The sequence below is a fragment of the Sulfurimonas sp. hsl 1-7 genome (genome assembly GCF_030577135.1).
Classification (GTDB): Bacteria; Campylobacterota; Campylobacteria; order Campylobacterales; family Sulfurimonadaceae; genus Sulfurimonas; species Sulfurimonas microaerophilus.
Genome location: NZ_JAUIRR010000001.1, coordinates 299,168 through 314,699, shown reverse-complemented (window position 1 = coordinate 314,699; position 15,532 = coordinate 299,168). Strand labels below are relative to the sequence as shown.

16 protein-coding genes are annotated in these 15,532 nt (G+C 37.3%); 4 read left to right on the top strand and 12 right to left on the bottom strand.

What is annotated here, in order from left to right:
- Nucleotides 1-4 precede the first annotated feature (4 nt).
- Complete coding sequence (locus QWY88_RS01570; RefSeq protein WP_304543347.1) at nt 5-517, top strand: mechanosensitive ion channel domain-containing protein; 513 nt, start codon at nt 5-7, stop codon at nt 515-517.
- Here QWY88_RS01570 and QWY88_RS01565 read toward each other — a convergent pair.
- The 7 genes from QWY88_RS01565 to QWY88_RS01535 all read right to left on the bottom strand — a co-directional run bounded on the left by QWY88_RS01565 (nt 507) and on the right by QWY88_RS01535 (nt 6,954).
- Nucleotides 507-1,838, bottom strand: a complete 1,332-nt coding sequence (locus QWY88_RS01565; RefSeq protein ID WP_304543345.1) for a mechanosensitive ion channel family protein — start codon at nt 1,836-1,838, stop codon at nt 507-509. The two genes, QWY88_RS01570 and QWY88_RS01565, sit on opposite strands and share 11 nt — an antisense overlap.
- 2 nt (nt 1,839-1,840) lie before the next feature.
- Nucleotides 1,841-2,890, bottom strand: a complete 1,050-nt coding sequence (locus QWY88_RS01560; protein WP_304543343.1) for a succinylglutamate desuccinylase/aspartoacylase family protein — start codon at nt 2,888-2,890, stop codon at nt 1,841-1,843.
- A gap of 4 nt (nt 2,891-2,894) precedes the next feature.
- Nucleotides 2,895-3,824 carry a 30S ribosomal protein S6--L-glutamate ligase gene (rimK, locus tag QWY88_RS01555; protein ID WP_304543341.1) on the bottom strand — a complete coding sequence of 310 codons (930 nt, stop codon included), beginning with the start codon at nt 3,822-3,824 and terminating at the stop codon, nt 2,895-2,897.
- 11 nt (nt 3,825-3,835) lie between these two features.
- Nucleotides 3,836-4,246 (bottom strand): ATP-dependent zinc protease family protein, encoded by a 411-nt coding sequence (locus tag QWY88_RS01550; protein ID WP_304543339.1) that lies wholly within the window; start codon nt 4,244-4,246, stop codon nt 3,836-3,838.
- Nucleotides 4,247-4,325: 79 nt separating this feature from the next.
- Nucleotides 4,326-5,318, bottom strand: a complete 993-nt coding sequence (nadE, locus tag QWY88_RS01545; RefSeq protein WP_304543337.1) for an NAD(+) synthase — start codon at nt 5,316-5,318, stop codon at nt 4,326-4,328.
- Nucleotides 5,319-5,333: 15 nt separating this feature from the next.
- A complete protein-coding gene (locus QWY88_RS01540; RefSeq protein WP_304543335.1) occupies nt 5,334-6,524 on the bottom strand; it encodes a DcaP family trimeric outer membrane transporter in 1,191 nt (396 codons plus the stop codon).
- Complete coding sequence (locus tag QWY88_RS01535) at nt 6,505-6,954, bottom strand: hypothetical protein (RefSeq protein ID WP_304543333.1); 450 nt, start codon at nt 6,952-6,954, stop codon at nt 6,505-6,507. The genes QWY88_RS01540 and QWY88_RS01535 overlap by 20 nt, the downstream gene beginning before the upstream one ends.
- Nucleotides 6,955-7,077: 123 nt before the next feature.
- Here QWY88_RS01535 and QWY88_RS01530 point away from each other — a divergent pair, with 123 nt between their 5' ends.
- Nucleotides 7,078-7,896 (top strand): DUF3050 domain-containing protein, encoded by an 819-nt coding sequence (locus QWY88_RS01530; RefSeq protein WP_304543331.1) that lies wholly within the window; start codon nt 7,078-7,080, stop codon nt 7,894-7,896.
- Nucleotides 7,897-7,914: 18 nt separating this feature from the next.
- On the opposite strand, the gene QWY88_RS01525 is transcribed toward QWY88_RS01530, so the two are convergent.
- The 4 genes from QWY88_RS01525 to QWY88_RS01510 all read right to left on the bottom strand — a co-directional run bounded on the left by QWY88_RS01525 (nt 7,915) and on the right by QWY88_RS01510 (nt 10,714).
- On the bottom strand, nt 7,915-8,775 hold the full coding sequence (locus QWY88_RS01525; protein WP_304543329.1) for a hypothetical protein: 861 nt from the start codon (nt 8,773-8,775) through the stop codon (nt 7,915-7,917).
- Between the two features lie 74 nt (nt 8,776-8,849).
- The gene (locus QWY88_RS01520; protein ID WP_304543327.1) at nt 8,850-9,590 is read right to left on the bottom strand and encodes an endonuclease; all 741 of its coding nucleotides are present in this window, start codon (nt 9,588-9,590) and stop codon (nt 8,850-8,852) included.
- A 138-nt stretch (nt 9,591-9,728) separates the two neighbouring features.
- The gene (locus tag QWY88_RS01515) at nt 9,729-10,127 is read right to left on the bottom strand and encodes a hypothetical protein (protein WP_304543325.1); all 399 of its coding nucleotides are present in this window, start codon (nt 10,125-10,127) and stop codon (nt 9,729-9,731) included.
- Nucleotides 10,128-10,288: 161 nt separating this feature from the next.
- Complete coding sequence (locus QWY88_RS01510) at nt 10,289-10,714, bottom strand: Hsp20/alpha crystallin family protein (RefSeq protein WP_304543323.1); 426 nt, start codon at nt 10,712-10,714, stop codon at nt 10,289-10,291.
- 139 nt (nt 10,715-10,853) lie between these two features.
- Between QWY88_RS01510 and tgt the strand changes: the two genes are divergently transcribed.
- Both tgt and QWY88_RS01500 read left to right on the top strand, forming a co-directional pair.
- The gene (tgt, locus tag QWY88_RS01505) at nt 10,854-11,972 is read left to right on the top strand and encodes a tRNA guanosine(34) transglycosylase Tgt (RefSeq protein WP_304543321.1); all 1,119 of its coding nucleotides are present in this window, start codon (nt 10,854-10,856) and stop codon (nt 11,970-11,972) included.
- A gap of 48 nt (nt 11,973-12,020) precedes the next feature.
- Nucleotides 12,021-14,369, top strand: coding sequence for an EAL domain-containing protein (locus QWY88_RS01500; protein WP_304543319.1), 2,349 nt, complete (start codon nt 12,021-12,023; stop codon nt 14,367-14,369).
- Here QWY88_RS01500 and QWY88_RS01495 read toward each other — a convergent pair.
- Nucleotides 14,366-15,529: an amidohydrolase family protein gene (locus QWY88_RS01495; RefSeq protein ID WP_304543317.1), complete on the bottom strand. Its 1,164-nt coding sequence runs from the start codon at nt 15,527-15,529 to the stop codon at nt 14,366-14,368. The genes QWY88_RS01500 and QWY88_RS01495 overlap by 4 nt on opposite strands.
- Between the last annotated feature and the right edge of the window lie 3 nt (nt 15,530-15,532).

Sequence of the window (15,532 nt, the reverse complement as noted above, 5' to 3'; positions counted from 1 at the left end):
GATTATGTCTACAAATATTTTTTACACAGTCATCACCATTGTTCTTACCTTTATGCTGGTTAAAACGATCTCTTTTTCAATCGGAAAAATTGCAGACGTTAAAGGGGTAAGCAGAAGACGACTTTTTTATATTATTAAGTTTTTTAACATTATGATATATATCTCCCTTTTTATAGTGATTGCCACTATATGGGGTGTAAAATTTAACGGGCTCATGGTCTTTTTATCTTCTATATTTGCAGTGATCGGTATTGCACTTTTCGCTCAGTGGTCGATTTTAAGTAATCTGACATCAAGCATCATTATATTTTTTACGTTTCCCGCTCGTGTGGGTGACCGTGTAAAAGTGCTAGACGGAGATGACTCTATTACCGGAGAGATAAAAGAGATCACACCATTTCAAATTGAGATAGAGGATGATGAGCACAATATCATCCTCTATCCAAACAATCTGTTTTTACAAAAACCTATCGTAAAACTGGCAAAAAAATCTAAAGAGAAAACGCCTACTCACTAGCGTTTTCAGAATCTTTTTTTGCCGGAGATTTTGCAGCTTTCAAAATAATAGCCTCATCATTTTTATATGCACGTAACAGTTTTATAGATATCTCTCCTCTGTTTTGTGAAGCCATTTGGTAGTTCGTTTCATACGATATCATTGCCACCACACCAGTTTTTAAGTTGTTTAAAGAGAATGCAATAGTATGAGTGAGTCCCAGTTCATCCATCACCTCATGCGTTACACTCTCAATACGATCAAAATCACTATCCACTGAAAATTCAAACTCAACAAGATTGTTAATAAACCCGTCTTTTTTTCTTGAGTAGTTATAAAATACTTTTGTAAAGATATAACTGTTTGGCAAATAGATAGTTCGCCCGACATTCTTGATCTCTTTTAAATTTGTATAGTCCCCTATTTCATGCAGTTTTATCTTCATAAGCGAAATATCTACAATATCGCCGATTGTGTGTTTTGTTTCAAACTGCACCATGATTCTATCGCCGATTCTTATCACATTGCTAAAGAGGATATATACAGATGCCGCAAGATTTAAAATAACTTCACGAAGTGCAAGTGTAAGTGCAGCTGCCGCAACACTTAAAAAGGTTATAAAGTAAAGGAGATCATCAATATAACGAAGCACTAAAAAGCCCAAAAGAAAGACAACGTATACAACGGTAATAAAACGATTTCTTTTATGTGTCAACCAGAAAACAGTTTTATAGAGCAGATAGGAGATTATAAAGACGATAAGGGTGATAAGATGCTTTTGCAAACTTTGTGTTTCATACTCTTTGTATCTGTTTTGCAGTTCAACTTTTGCATCCAGTAAATTGAGATATGTTTTATCTACATTCTCTTTAAAATCCTCAAAATACGCAATATCTTTTTTCGAAACATCCTTATGCTTTTTCGCATCATTTTTCAACATAGAAATAGCAAGATAAAAATCGTTTTTAAGTACTATGTAACGCTCTATTTTATGATCAAGTTCATTGCGTGTTTTATTAGATAAGTACTCGTAAAGATTGACGTTTGGCATTGTAAATTTGTAAGGGTATAACAGAGTGTCAAACCCTTTGTTTTGTTCATACAGATCGAGCTTTGACTTTTGCAGTTCAAGGCGTTGGTTTAACTCATCTAAAAGAACGGGGTTATTTTTTGCACGCTTTATCTTATTCTCTATTTTTACAATGTTGTTGATGATAATCTTATAGTTTTTTGCATTGGTATATGTTTTGATCCATATGTTGTCATTTCCCCATACATTTTTTTCCTCTTCGGCTCCCAAAAGAAAAACAACGAGTGAAAAAAGTAAAAAAAATGTTTTCATAACTACTCGATTATCTCTTCATTGTTAAGTTCGAAAAACTCACTTTCCTCAATAGCATCTTCACTAAAGTACTCGATTTTGTTTTCCGCTACATTTATATTGGATATATTGGCAATATGAAAAACAGCATCCCCCTCCTGTGCTAGAGGGATTTGTGATTTTCCTATAACCACGCCTCTAAAAGGGGATAAAATCTCTGTAGATTCACCCCCGAGCGGGTCATCGATATACGCCAGTACATCATCTCTTTCCACAGTGTCTCCAAGAGCCTTGATCGTTCTTAAAACACCACTGCTGTTTGATCGGATCCATTTACTGCTTCTTGTAATAATCGGTACCTTTTTTTTAGTTTTCTCTTTTATCTTCGGTAAATTACCGTTTTCACGCAGTACGTTTATGATCCCTTTAACACCGATGCGAATAGAACTTTCATCAAAACGCAAAGCCTCCCCTGCTTCATACAGTAAGATAGGTACCCCGTTCTCTTGTGCTTCAGCCCGAAGCGAACCGTCCCGAAGTTCGGCATGTAGTACAACAGGTGCTTCAAAAACCTTTGCAAGTTTTGCAGTATATTCATTGTCTAAGTTTGTACGAATCTGTGGCAAATTTGTTTTATGAATAGAACCGGTATGCAGATCAATTCCCAAAGAACATTTCAATACAACCTCATCAAAAAATATCTTTGCAATACGTGCTGCAAGCGAACCTTTTGAACTCCCCGGAAAACTTCTGTTTAAATCCCTTCGATCGGGTAAATAACGAGAGAGGTTCATCATGCCGTAAACATTTACAACGGGTACCAGGATCAATGTTCCACGTATCTTTTTTAAGATACTTAACTTTTTAAGACGTCTAATAACTTCTATCCCGTTTAGCTCGTCACCGTGAATAGCTGCACTTATAAAAACTACCGGTCCGTCTTTTTTTCCGCGAATTACATTTAAAAGAAGATTTGTCGGAGTGTTATAGAGTTTTGGCAAAGGGATGTTTATAGTTGTAGTAGTCCCTTTTCTTATCTCAACACCGCCAATTTTCAAATATTCATTTTCCAACTATCTACGCTCCAATGTTGTCTTTTTTGAATCGTTTCTTTTTCATACTACTTGGATCAGGCGTTACGTTGCCTTCAATATATTCCATAATTTTTGTGGCAATATCTATCCCCGTGGACTTTTCTATCCCTTCAAGTCCCGGTGAAGAGTTCACTTCCATTACAAGTGGACCGCGAGCTGATGGGATCATATCAACACCACAGATACCAAGTCCCATATGTTTTGCAGCTGCAAGAGCTGTTGCACGCTCTTTACGTGAAAGTTTGTGTGCTACTGCACTTCCACCTTGATGCAGGTTTGATCTAAAGTCACCCTCTGCACCTTGACGACGCATAGCACCGACCACTTCACCGTTAACTACAAATGCTCTAATGTCTGCACCGCCCGCTTCTTCAATGTACTCTTGAACAAGCAAGTTTACATCCATACCGTAGAATGCATCAAGAACCGATTTTGCAGCTTTTTCACTATCTACAAGAACCACTCCGACCCCTTGAGTACCTTCTAAGATCTTAAGTACTAAAGGAGCACCGCCGCTGAGTGCGATAACGTCTTTTGCACTCGATTTATTTGATGCAAAAACAGTTTTAGGCATATCTACGCCGTTTTTTGAGAGTATCTGAAGCGAACGAAGTTTATCCCTACTTCTTTTAATAGCAAGAGAACCTGATGTAGAAAACACCTCCATCATCTCAAAGTGTCTTACCATTGCAGTTCCGTAAAATGTACGGCTTGCCCCTATACGTGGGATGATAGCATCGGGAACAGGAAGTGTTTTACCTTGATAGTTGATCTTTAGTTCACCTTTCATAATTTCAATAGAACATTTGAGGTAATCGATAACTTTAACTTCCCACCCCTTTTGTTCTGCCGCTTCAACAAGTCTTTTTGTTGAATACAAATCCGCATTTCTCGATAAAATATATACTCTCATACTGCCCTTTCTTATTTTGCTATGTACTCTTGTGCTACATCTACTAAAAATTTATCTTTTAAAAACTTTCTGCCGATAAGCATTGGAAACTTCATATCTTTTCTATCTGTTAAAGATATAACACTCGTATATTTTTTCCCGAAAAAATCTACTTGTACTTTTATAGATGGTCTAATTTGTAACTCACCATTTGAACTTTTTACTTTTTTTATTTTATAAATAGGCAAAGAGAAACGTTTATTGTTATATGCTTCATGAACATCGTCTAATAGAGTAAAACTTACCGTCTCATCCTCTACAACTATATGATCACAATGCAAAGCACTGGAATCCGCCCCCGTGTCTACTTTTGCATCAAGATCAAACAGTTCCAAATCAAGTATTGAAATTTTTTCCCTACGCCCAATTATTTTTTTATCCATTTAAACCATCCATATATACGTCTTTATAGAAATTATAGCACCACTTTGATAAAAGAAATTATTAAAGTGATGCAAGTAATCAATTTATCAAACGAACATTCCCTTCAATTCCACCGTCTACTGGCGGTAACTTATGTTCAGATGCACGTTTCCACTCAGAAACTCTTTTGAGTTCACGGACATCGTCGAGTTCAGTTTGACTAATCCCCGCTTCTATAATTTCTTCGTCTGTCAACTTTTGCTCTATCATATTGAGAATAACATCTAAGCGTCGATAGTTGTGACCAATTCCAAACTCATCGTTGATCCCAAACATCATATCTGGAGAAGCTGTCTGTCCCTGAATTTCATCCGGCAATTTCAAATAAGACGCAAGCTGCCATACCTGTGTTTTATAAAGCCCTGTCATGGGTTGAATCGGCAAATCATCAATTCCATCTTTAACAAACCATCCTATTTCAGATTCGGAACGGTTTGCAGCACCTATGAGAGTTAAATTTTCCTCTTTGGCTTTTTGTTCCAATACCTCTCTTCTATATTTATGACGTTCTGAAAACCCTCTCTCGATATGTCGAATTGTAAAGTTATACAAAAAATACTTAAACCATGAACACTCCTCTTCACCGCTTCCTATTTTGAGAGTTGTTTTAAACGGCACTTCTCCTGTCAGAAGCTTATATGTGTATTGAATCATACGGTTAAATAGTGCTGAATACGGTATCAGTTTCATAATCAAAGGTGCATAAATATTTCTCTTCTTCATCTCTGGAGAGATATCGGTACTCTCAAGCTTTACACCCAGCCAGTTAGCCATAAGAGCTGCTTTTCTTTGGGAACTTTTTTCACTGTCTCGATCAAACAGAAAAGAGGCATGAACCTTTTCCTTTCCAACTGCTCTAACAGCCAGTGTAATCAAAACAGAAGAATCTATTCCTCCACTTAAACCAAGAAGAAGCCCATCCGTTTTTTTTGATTCAAGAAGTTGCTTGAAATACGATTCTATAAGTTCAACTGTCAGGGGAGCGTCGATAGTAAGATCCATTTTTTTAGAGAGTGTTTGAAGCTCTTTCATATTATAACCTTTAGATTAAAAATCATAGCGTAAGCAAAGCAACAGAGCATCGAGATCGCTTTTTAATCCACTTTGTGCTTTGAGTTTTGTTTTTGTATATTCAAGACCCACTAAAGAGTTTAAAACAGGACTCCATAAAAGGTTTGCAGTTGAAGTGTATGCCTCTTTTGTATTTGTATCGAGCTTTTGTACTTCAGCGTTGTTTTGCGTACCGCTGAATGCAAATGAGATCGTAGAGCGCAACTCACGCGTCCACCAATGGCGATACCCTATATCCCCTCCGTATGTAGCTTGGAGTTTAATGTTCCCTGCTGCATCCATTGAACCCGCAGCATAAGAGTTGTATGCTATGTATCTTCCAAGACCCACACCGTATTGTCCCCCGATGCGGATATCGTCAGAACCTACATTCAACTTTGCGGAGATGTTTGCACCCCATCCAAAGGCACTATCTTTTCCTATCTCCTCTTGGTTGATGTATCTTCCAAGAAAAGCGATTCCAGCCTCTCCCCATGTCGGATAGTAACGTGCGCGAAGCACAAGGTCTGGGAGTATGTCATCCCCGGGAGCGATCATAGTACCGTTTTGATCACGCAAAGTTGTTTCAGGCTGCTCAAACGAGATATCGTAACTTAGAAGTTTATCCTCGATCGTGTATCTGATCAGGGGCTGTCTTACGAGCATATCGTTGATCGGTAGCTCTATAATGTCGAGTGTCACAACACTGTTAAATGCGGAGTTGGTCTGCCCAACCGTCCAGTTTCCAACCTGCACGTAAGCGTGACGCAGTCGTAAACCGCTTGAATTAGTATTTGCCTGTGTACCTGTTACCGAACCTGCAAAATCTGTCTCGATCAAGGTTCTTATCATCCCGTAGTTTGAAGGTGTTTTTGTTTTTACCCACACCCTGCTGTTTGTAGCATCGAAATTAAGATGCATGTTCTCTTCGCTATCCGCCTTTAAAATACTGCCTGCAATATTTTTAGATGTAGGAGCAGCACCGCGAACTAAAAGTTCAACCCTACCGCCGACACTCAAAACAGTTTTTTCTGTTTTTAACTCCAAAGAGCCTTTTTGTTGTTTGCTCTCCTGCATCCAGCTCTCTAAGTTTGCCAAACGTTTTTCAACATCCTCTTGTGATGCTTCGGCAAAAAGTTGCGTAGAGATCAGGGCTGCCAATGCAACTCTAGAACAGCTTTTGAACATGTGTCACTCCCAAATCTTTATGGCACGATGCACAAATGGCACCCAACTCTGCGATCTTATCATCAAGCTGTTCTAGTTCATAGTTTTTTGCGATTACCTCTATCTCTTGAGATTTCTTTTCTATCTCTTCTAGATGTGTGTTAAATGCCCCAATGTTATTTTCATTTATGTACTTAGTTCTAAACTTCGTTGTTTTGTCATGTGCTTTGGCTGAAAAATTTTTAATAGCATCAACAAGGTTCAGTGCATAACGTCTGCGTTCATCCTCACGTTCAAGCTCACTTTTTTGATTGTTCCCGACTATGGTATTTAGATCACGCATTATAAACTGCAACTGAGGCCCTTGCTCTTTATGTGTCTGAGTCTCCGGCATGGAACACCCGCTAAAACCTAGAAACACTGCACTTAAAAATAAAACTTTTTTATACATTTGCTCACACTTTCTCATTTATTTGTTTCCAGAATTGTAGCATAGAGTGAAGTGCTGAGAAAAGAGATAAAGTTTTTAAATAGTTTTGCTACAATAACATCAAAAATTTGAATGAGAATTATAATGTCAACTTTTCCACTAGAAGAAATCGCAGAATATAGAGAAAAACTAGCACAGCATCCCGTCTATGCAGCTGTACAAAACATGGATGATTTAACTGTATTTATGCAGCATCATGTCTATTCCGTTTGGGACTTTATGTCTTTGGCAAAGTACCTGCAAAACTGTTTCGCACCCTCACAAACACCTTGGATGCCACGAGCCAATACCGACGTACAAAGATTTATAAACGATATCATCTTAGAAGAGGAAACAGACCTCGGTCTACCGCTTGCCGACGGCACACAAACATACTCAAGTCATTTTGAACTCTATACTCAGGCGATGGAAGAGGTAAGCATAGGAAGTTCTCAGAACGTATATGCCTTTTTAGAAAATGTTCAACGAACATCTGTAGAGACGACTCTTCAAACAGAGATAGCACCTCTGGCTTCTTGTGAATTTATGCAAACAACTTTCGGTTTTATAAACAGCGACAAACCGCACCTTATCGCAGCGGCATTTGCGCTCGGACGTGAACACATCATCCCTAAAATGTTTCGCGCTCTTTTAGAAAAAATGGCGATCAAACGTGAAGACACCCAAGTGTTTCACTACTATCTTGAACGTCATATAGAACTAGACAGTGACCATCATGGACCAATGTCGCTGAAGATGTTGGAGATACTGTGCGAGGATGATCCAAAAAAGATCGAAGAAGCAAAACAAGCTGCGATCGATGCGATCAAGGCTCGAATCAAGTTTTGGGACGGTGTTTTAGAAGTTATTGAGCAAAACAGAGCTTTTAATTCATACTCTCGTAAAAGTATTGTAACTTATTAATATACACAACTATATGGGTCAGTTTTTATGAGATGACAACTTATTGAATATGGCTGTCCCAATGATGAAAAACGTCACCGCAACTACCAGGTAAAAAGCATTTATCAGTTTATTGTAATCGTCTAAAACTATTTTAAATACTGCCATCAACGATTCGATTGAAAGTGCTACGATGATCGATGTTAAAAATTTTATTAGCGTTTTGTTTTGTAAATCACTCTCAAAACTCAATGTTTTAAACAGCACATCATTTTCTATGATCGTTTTAGCCAAGTCGTAAATAGCCAGTCCGATAGTGATCGAGATGATCGATGTAAAGATCTCATGCATCACATCCTCCCCTTTAGCACCGGAAAATAACATATCTACAAATATATACCCGCCATACAAAATCAAAAACACGGAAACTATCCCTAAGAGTAATGCCCCGCCGGCCATAATGACAGTATTTATTTTATTAAACGCGCTATTGTATTCAATTAATCGCAACTCACTTAAAAGCTTTAAGATATCAAAATCAATTACGAGATACTCATCACCAAGCTGTTTTGCAGCTGTAAGCATGGGTTGACCTGTTTTATGGTGAAGATAGGGATTACTAACATGGATACTCTCTTCTTTGAAACTTATCCATTTAAAATAAAACGATTTATCTGTCCCGTCCCGATCTTCATAGATCTCTTTTCTGGCGATAGTTGGTGTTTGTTGCGTAAAACTTTGATCGACACTATAGATAAATTCAGCAGATTTTTCAGAGTCAAAAAAATGGCGTAAAGCATCTATGTCTTTACTAGGGGGTTGGAAATTTTGTAAAACATTGCGAATATAAAACTGTATACTGTTTTTATGTTCAGTATACATCTTAATAACTCTTTTCATGATAGCTCCTTTCTACAAGGATATAAGTACCTTTTATACCACCTATTGCTTTAAAGCTTGGCAGTTTTTAAAAGCTAATGTAAAAGTTTAAGTATAAACGGGTTGCCATTACCCTGCATCTTTTCAATCTTTTCATTTCTCTCTTTTTCCCACTCATTCGGAGGATAGAGTTTGTTCCATGCAGTGAACTTTTTGAGTTCCTGTTTTGAGAGTTTCATCCCGTAACGCTTGTTAAAATAAAGATAATCTCTGGCTATAACCCCTCTTAGTTCCTCTCTTACTTTAGCTCTTTTTTCTTTAAAAAGGACATCAAACTTGCACGCTCCGTATTGTCCCCCGCTCGCTTCTTCAAAATCAAAACGGAAGTTTTTTCTGTCACCGTTTAGCTCTCCAACGGCGGGAAAAAGGTTATGCATATCAGCCTGCATAATTCTGTACTGCTGATTCACTTTCTCACAACATTTTCTCCCCTTGTAACCTTTAGAGTTTTTCCCTACACACTCAGCATTGCCTTCACGCCAACAAGCAAACTGACGTCCGAAGTTTTCCGCAGGTATGAGATGCTCCCACTCTATACGTCTGGCTCTTTCATTGCGTTTTCCTTTTTTTGTGTACTCGTTGCGGGGAATATATCCGCATGAGTCTCTCTCTATCATATTGTTTTTGTTTTTATAGTTGTATTTGCACTCACAGTAGATTGTAAACTGATGCCCTTTGTAGATCTGCTTTAACATCTTTTTTGATTTGCTAAATGACTCGTTAGCCCCAAAAACAAGTGTGGCAAAAAGTGTAAGTAAAAGTATCTTTTTTATCATCTAAACTCCTGAGGCGGAGTTATAGAACAAGTTTTTCTAAAAAACGGTCTGCAGTTTTTTTTAATCTAAAAAGCTAAAGAAGTTATAATGATTTTTTATATTAGTTGTAGTTTTTTAGTGTGTAGTTTCCAAACGATTTTAAGATCGCTTGTTTATTAAATACGGCATCAACATAAAAAGTAGCAGTGAGATTATGTATGCCGTAAATGCGACACTGTCTCTGGAGTCAAGATATTGCTGAAATGAGATATTTTGCAGCCATAACACTACGCTAAACTCGATGCTCAAAAGAAGAAGCAAAGCGATCACACCGACACCTAGTGCATCTACACTTTTAGTGAGCTGCTGCCCCCGTTTCATAATGAAATTTGCCGCAAGGATCATTGTAACAAGCATGATAGGCATCTCACTGAGTTCTGCCATTCTGGTACCAAGCATCGGCTCCAACCATAAAACCCTGATAGTCCCAAGAATAAAACCCATGCCGAAGACAATTGCGAAGTATGTCAAAGCTTTTTTTAGGATTATATTTTTCATAAAATACTCCGTTAATTTGCTTTTATTATGCATTATATATTGACTAAGCTTGAAATTTATCTAAATGAAGAGGGATTTTGAAAAGATATAAATAGAAACTGACATTCCCATTAGGGGAAATGGGAATGTCAAGGAGAATTGGGAAAAGGGGAAAAAGGTTGTTACTTAACTTCGATGCTTTTCGTTTTTACCGATGCATCAACTTTTGGGATCACAACTTCCAGTACACCGTTTTCGGCAGTTGCAGTGATATTTTCAGTATCTACATCATCAGGAAGAGAAAAACTTCTTGAAAATTTTCCAAAGCTTGTTTCAACTTTGTAGTAATCTTCCTCTTTTACTTCCTCTTTGAAGTTACGCTCACCCGAGATCGTAATAGCTCCGTCTTTAACATCTACCTTGATGTCCTCTTTTTTAACACCCGGCAGGTCAACGTCAACATGGTAGGCAAACTCACCTTCACGCGTGTTTACACTCGGTGTAAATGAACTGATGCCACCCTCTTTTTCTTTCACATTGAATGGTTGCATCATTCTTTTTTCTAAAGCTCTAAAATCCCTATACGGATCAAACGCAGTTAAATACATGACTAACTCCTTATATGCGAATTTATGTTTTTTAGAACAGTATTATTGCAAGTAAATAAATTTTTTTTTGCTACTTTAGTTACATAAGTATGCAAATGGTATAATTCCCTTAAAAGTTAGCAATTTTAGGAATTATTTTATGGAATTTACCCTCGAAGCAAAAAGTGGCAAGGCTCGTGCCTGTACTATAAAAACGGCACACTCTACGATCAAAACACCTGTATTTATGCCTGTTGGAACGGTTGGAAGTGTCAAATCTCTTGACGTACATGATGTTTTAGATATGTTAGGAGCTGAGATCATCCTTGCAAACACTTACCACATGTACCTACGTCCTGGTGATGAAACAGTTAAAAAGATGGGGAAACTCCACGGTTTTACAAAGTATCCAAAAAGCTTCTTGACAGACAGCGGCGGTTTTCAGGCATTTTCACTTAGTGACAACTCTAAACCTAAAGAAGACGGGATCGAATTCCGCTCACACATTGACGGAAGCAAACACTTCTTTACACCGAAAAAAGTTATAGACATCCAGTTAAATCTCGGCTCAGACATCATGATGATCTTGGATGATTTGGTTGCACTGCCAAATACACAAGAGCGTATAGCACTAAGTATTGAACGTACTACGAAATGGGCTGAGGAGTCGATCGAGTATTTCCGCGCTAAACAAGCTGAAGGTGTCGGTGTTGATCAAAACATTTTTGCAATCATCCAAGGGGGAACTGACAAAGCATTCCGTACAAAAAGTGCTCAGGAATTATGTGCACTCCCTTATGACGGTTTTGCGATCGGTGGTCTTTCAGTCGGTGAAGCGAACCAAGATATGTACGATACGGTAGAACATACGACTCAGTATATGCCAGAAGACAAACCGCGTTACCTTATGGGTGTAGGAACTCCGGAAGACCTGATCGAAAATATTGAGCGCGGGATCGATATGTTTGACTGTGTAATGCCGACAAGAAATGCAAGAAACGGTACTCTTTTTACATCATTCGGTAAGCTAAACATCAAAGGTGCAAAATATAAAGAGGATGAAGCTCCAATCGATCCGGAATGTGAATGTATCACTTGTAAAACATACTCACGTGCATACATAAACCATCTTTTTAGAAGCCGTGAGATCAGTTACTTTAGATTAGCAACTATTCATAATCTTCACTACTATTTGAACCTTATGAAAGAGTGTCGTGAAGCTATCTTAGAAGACAGATTTGCCGAGTTTAAAGTAGATTTTTATCAAAAAAGACAATAAAAAACATTTTTAAGTAATTCTTTCGTGATAAAAAGATAAAATTTTTTTATGACGAACTTAAATAAATCACTCTATTTGATTGCAATTACGGCAATCACTTTTTTCATACTTAATGAACTCTCATCCTTATGGTTCGGGATAGAAAAAGAGAAGCAGGCTATCTATCAAAAAGATAAAATTATCTTGGACAACCTGATGAAAGCTCAACTTGAAAATGTAAAGATCTTATCTGATCTGTTATCTGCGAATGAGTTCGTAATCAAGGGCTATAAAGAGAATAATCCTGAGATAATAAAAAGACATATTGCACCTATCTGGAATAAAGTGCGTCATGAAAAATTGACATATGAGATCCACTTTTTCAAACCCCCTGCCGTCTCTTTTGTCAATTTCTCAAACTTTAATACCATCGGAACCGATGTTTCCGATGTCAGATCAGACATCCAATGGGTAACATCTTCATTTAAACCGAGCACCCATCTGTTAATGTGTAAATCGTATGCCGGGCTTCGTGCAACTGAACCTATTTTTGACAACTACGGAAATATTCTCGGTGGATTGTCGTTAGGTAAAAAGATAGACTGGATTCCCGGTGTTTTAAAAGAGAACTCACACCATGACAGTTTTTTAGTTTATGAAAAAAATGCAACAAATACTCTAGTCAGTAAGTACTACAACAGTTTTATAGAAGATAAAGAGATCGTTGGCAACTACATCTTAGGCGATCGAACGATCAACTTTCCTGCAAAAAAGATTCAAGAGATAGACTTTACAAAGAAAATTCAAGAGATAGAGATCAATGAAAAAACATATTTTCTCAACATTTACCCTATCGTAGATTTCAATAAAAACACGATGGGATATGTATGTACACTCTCAACTCTGGATCAGTTTTTTGAAAAATTTGAGATCGATCTTGTAAAAAGTTTTCTTCTTATCTTTACAACCGCGTTCATTATCTTTTATCTTACAAGACGAAGAACCATGACTATCTTAAAAAAGATTAGTTTCATAAAACAACTTACTAATAAGATCAAAAATAAAGATTTTACAAAGTTGCATGAGATTCCGCTTGCAAAAAATGACAACTCGTTATGGGAACTGCAAAACAATGTCATTACTATGGGACTGGAACTTGAAAAAAGCTACAACCTTCTAAAAGAGGAGAACAAAGAGAAAGATCAAAAGCTTTTCAAGCAGTTCTATTACGATACACTAACAAAACTGCCAAATAGAAATAAACTTTTTGAAGATCTGAAATTTGATCCGAGAAGCTTTATTGCCCTTCTTGATATTAAAGACTTTAAACAGATCAATGATGTTTTTGGTTTTGAGATCGGAAACTTGGTTTTACAACAGGTCACAAAAACATCACTCTCAGAGATTACAGGGTATTACTATAATATTTACCGTATCGGCAGTGACAGGTTCATTATCAAAAACAATGTTCTGATGGAGCAAGAGGAGTTCATTAGTTTCATTCAAAAAATCATGCACTGCATAGAGACCGATACGATTCATACAGATAATGACATAAGTGTCTCAGTAGAGATGTATGCGGGTATCTGTTTTGATAAAGAGAGTAAGCTTGCCAAAGCTGAGATGGCGCTCACAAAAGCAAAACGCCAAAATAAAGACTATGTAGTTTACAACGAAAACGATACGGAGAAAACTCTCCATACACAAAACCTCAATACGATCAATAAAATAAAAACGGCCGTTGAAACTGACAACATACTTGTTTATTTTCAAGGTATTGTCGATAAAAATCAAAAGGTCAAAAAATATGAAGCACTTGTAAGACTCCAAGACGGTGATACGGTTTTATCTCCGTACTTCTTCCTGGAAATTGCTCAAAAAACGAAGTACTATCCAAGTATTACAAAAGCGGTAATTACGAAAACATTTGAACAGTTTGAAGGCAAAGAGTCTTTATTCTCTATCAACTTAAGTGCAAGTGATATTCTCCATGAAGAAACAAACAAATTTATCAAAGAGCAGTTGAGAAACTCTCACAATGCTCATCATGCCGTTTTTGAGATCTTAGAATCTGAAGAGATATATAGTCTACAAGAGGTTCAAAAATTCCTTCAAGAGATAAAACTCTTAGGGGCAAAAATTGCCATTGATGATTTTGGAACGGGCTACTCTAACTTTTCCCAGCTTCTAAACATTGAACCTAATTTTCTAAAAATAGACGGTTCCCTTATTAAAAATATAGATACCGATCTGCGAGCACAACAAGTTGTAAAATCGATCATAACTTTTGCAAAAGAGTCAAATATAACTACAATTGCCGAGTTTGTACACTCTCAAGATGTGTTTGAAGTTTGTAAAGCGTTAGGTATAGATGAGTTTCAGGGGTATCTGTTTTTTGAACCGTCACCCACTATTTAAAGCGGCGTAACGATTCCAAAAAGCTCTTCGAAGTTATATAGAGAGTCTACATTGTTTACAGTATAGCTTTGTGTCGGGTCAAATAACACAAGCTCTGCTGAAGCCCCTACTTCGATCTTAGCATTGTCAGTAGTCAGCTGTAAAAGTGTAGAGATGTCGATCATTTCACTTTTTACAAGTTTTGTGTAGTACAGAGGTAAGGCATCTGCAAGTGCAGAACATCCATACGCTGCATCGTCAAAAGCAACCTCTTTGTTTACAGGTGAATTTGGCTGGTGCAATGTTGTAAGTCTGTCGATCTCACCGTTTCTAAGTAGTTCTTGCAGTTTATGCATATCATCTTTTGAAGCAAGCGGCGGGTTAATCTTTGCAATTGTATTGAAATCTCTACACGATTCGTCACAACGCATAAGGTGATGGATAGACACTTCACAAGAAACCTGTACACCCTCTTGTTTTGCTTTTGAGATAAGCTCTATACTTCTAGGTGATGCAATAGATTTAAAAAGGATCTTGATATCAAAATATCTTGCGATCTCGATCATTCTAGAAACGTGTAATACTTCACTAAGTTCTGGAATACCTGAAAGACCTAAGTTTGAACTTACGTCTCCATCAAACATCACACCTGAGTGGATCAATGAATTGTCTTCAGCTTTACAATAGAGTGTAGTGTCGTACATCTTCACATACTCTGCAATTTTAATTGCAATATTGTTTTTTGCGATAGTGCTCATATATGGTGATGATGCACCTTTTTTCAAAAGAATAGCGATGTTTGAAAGACTTAAGTCATCTTGTAAAGTATTGAGCATAAGGTCAATACGTACATCGTCGATATCTTTAATACTGTTTTTTGCATATTCTAAAACAATTTCATTATCAATTGCCGGTGTTGAATGGGGATTGAGCACAACTCTTCCTATCCCACCTTTTTTCGCTTCTGCCGCTATTGCATTAATATTTTTTGCATTGAGTGTAGCATCAAGCAGACTTACGTTTTTATCTACTAATGCAGGAAGAAGATATGCACCTTTGGCATCAATAACCTCTTCATCTGTTAAAGATGTTCCAAGTTCAACTATCTTGCCCTCTTCAATCTTTACATCTAACTCTTTACAACCCTCAACATCACAAACTATTGCATTTGTAATAACCATTCT

Bases quoted from the DNA above. Each gene is read 5' to 3' on its own strand.
- QWY88_RS01570 (WP_304543347.1), top strand. From the start codon at position 5: ATGTCTACAAATATTTTTTACACAGTCATCACCATTGTTCTTACCTTT.
- QWY88_RS01565 (WP_304543345.1), bottom strand. From the start codon at position 1,838: ATGAAAACATTTTTTTTACTTTTTTCACTCGTTGTTTTTCTTTTGGGA.
- rimK (WP_304543341.1), bottom strand. From the start codon at position 3,824: ATGAGAGTATATATTTTATCGAGAAATGCGGATTTGTATTCAACAAAA.
- QWY88_RS01550 (WP_304543339.1), bottom strand. From the start codon at position 4,246: ATGGATAAAAAAATAATTGGGCGTAGGGAAAAAATTTCAATACTTGAT.
- nadE (WP_304543337.1), bottom strand. From the start codon at position 5,318: ATGAAAGAGCTTCAAACACTCTCTAAAAAAATGGATCTTACTATCGAC.
- QWY88_RS01540 (WP_304543335.1), bottom strand. From the start codon at position 6,524: ATGTTCAAAAGCTGTTCTAGAGTTGCATTGGCAGCCCTGATCTCTACG.
- QWY88_RS01535 (WP_304543333.1), bottom strand. From the start codon at position 6,954: ATGTATAAAAAAGTTTTATTTTTAAGTGCAGTGTTTCTAGGTTTTAGC.
- QWY88_RS01530 (WP_304543331.1), top strand. From the start codon at position 7,078: ATGTCAACTTTTCCACTAGAAGAAATCGCAGAATATAGAGAAAAACTA.
- QWY88_RS01525 (WP_304543329.1), bottom strand. From the start codon at position 8,775: ATGAAAAGAGTTATTAAGATGTATACTGAACATAAAAACAGTATACAG.
- QWY88_RS01520 (WP_304543327.1), bottom strand. From the start codon at position 9,590: ATGATAAAAAAGATACTTTTACTTACACTTTTTGCCACACTTGTTTTT.
- QWY88_RS01515 (WP_304543325.1), bottom strand. From the start codon at position 10,127: ATGAAAAATATAATCCTAAAAAAAGCTTTGACATACTTCGCAATTGTC.
- QWY88_RS01510 (WP_304543323.1), bottom strand. From the start codon at position 10,714: ATGTATTTAACTGCGTTTGATCCGTATAGGGATTTTAGAGCTTTAGAA.
- tgt (WP_304543321.1), top strand. From the start codon at position 10,854: ATGGAATTTACCCTCGAAGCAAAAAGTGGCAAGGCTCGTGCCTGTACT.
- QWY88_RS01500 (WP_304543319.1), top strand. From the start codon at position 12,021: ATGACGAACTTAAATAAATCACTCTATTTGATTGCAATTACGGCAATC.
- QWY88_RS01495 (WP_304543317.1), bottom strand. From the start codon at position 15,529: ATGGTTATTACAAATGCAATAGTTTGTGATGTTGAGGGTTGTAAAGAG.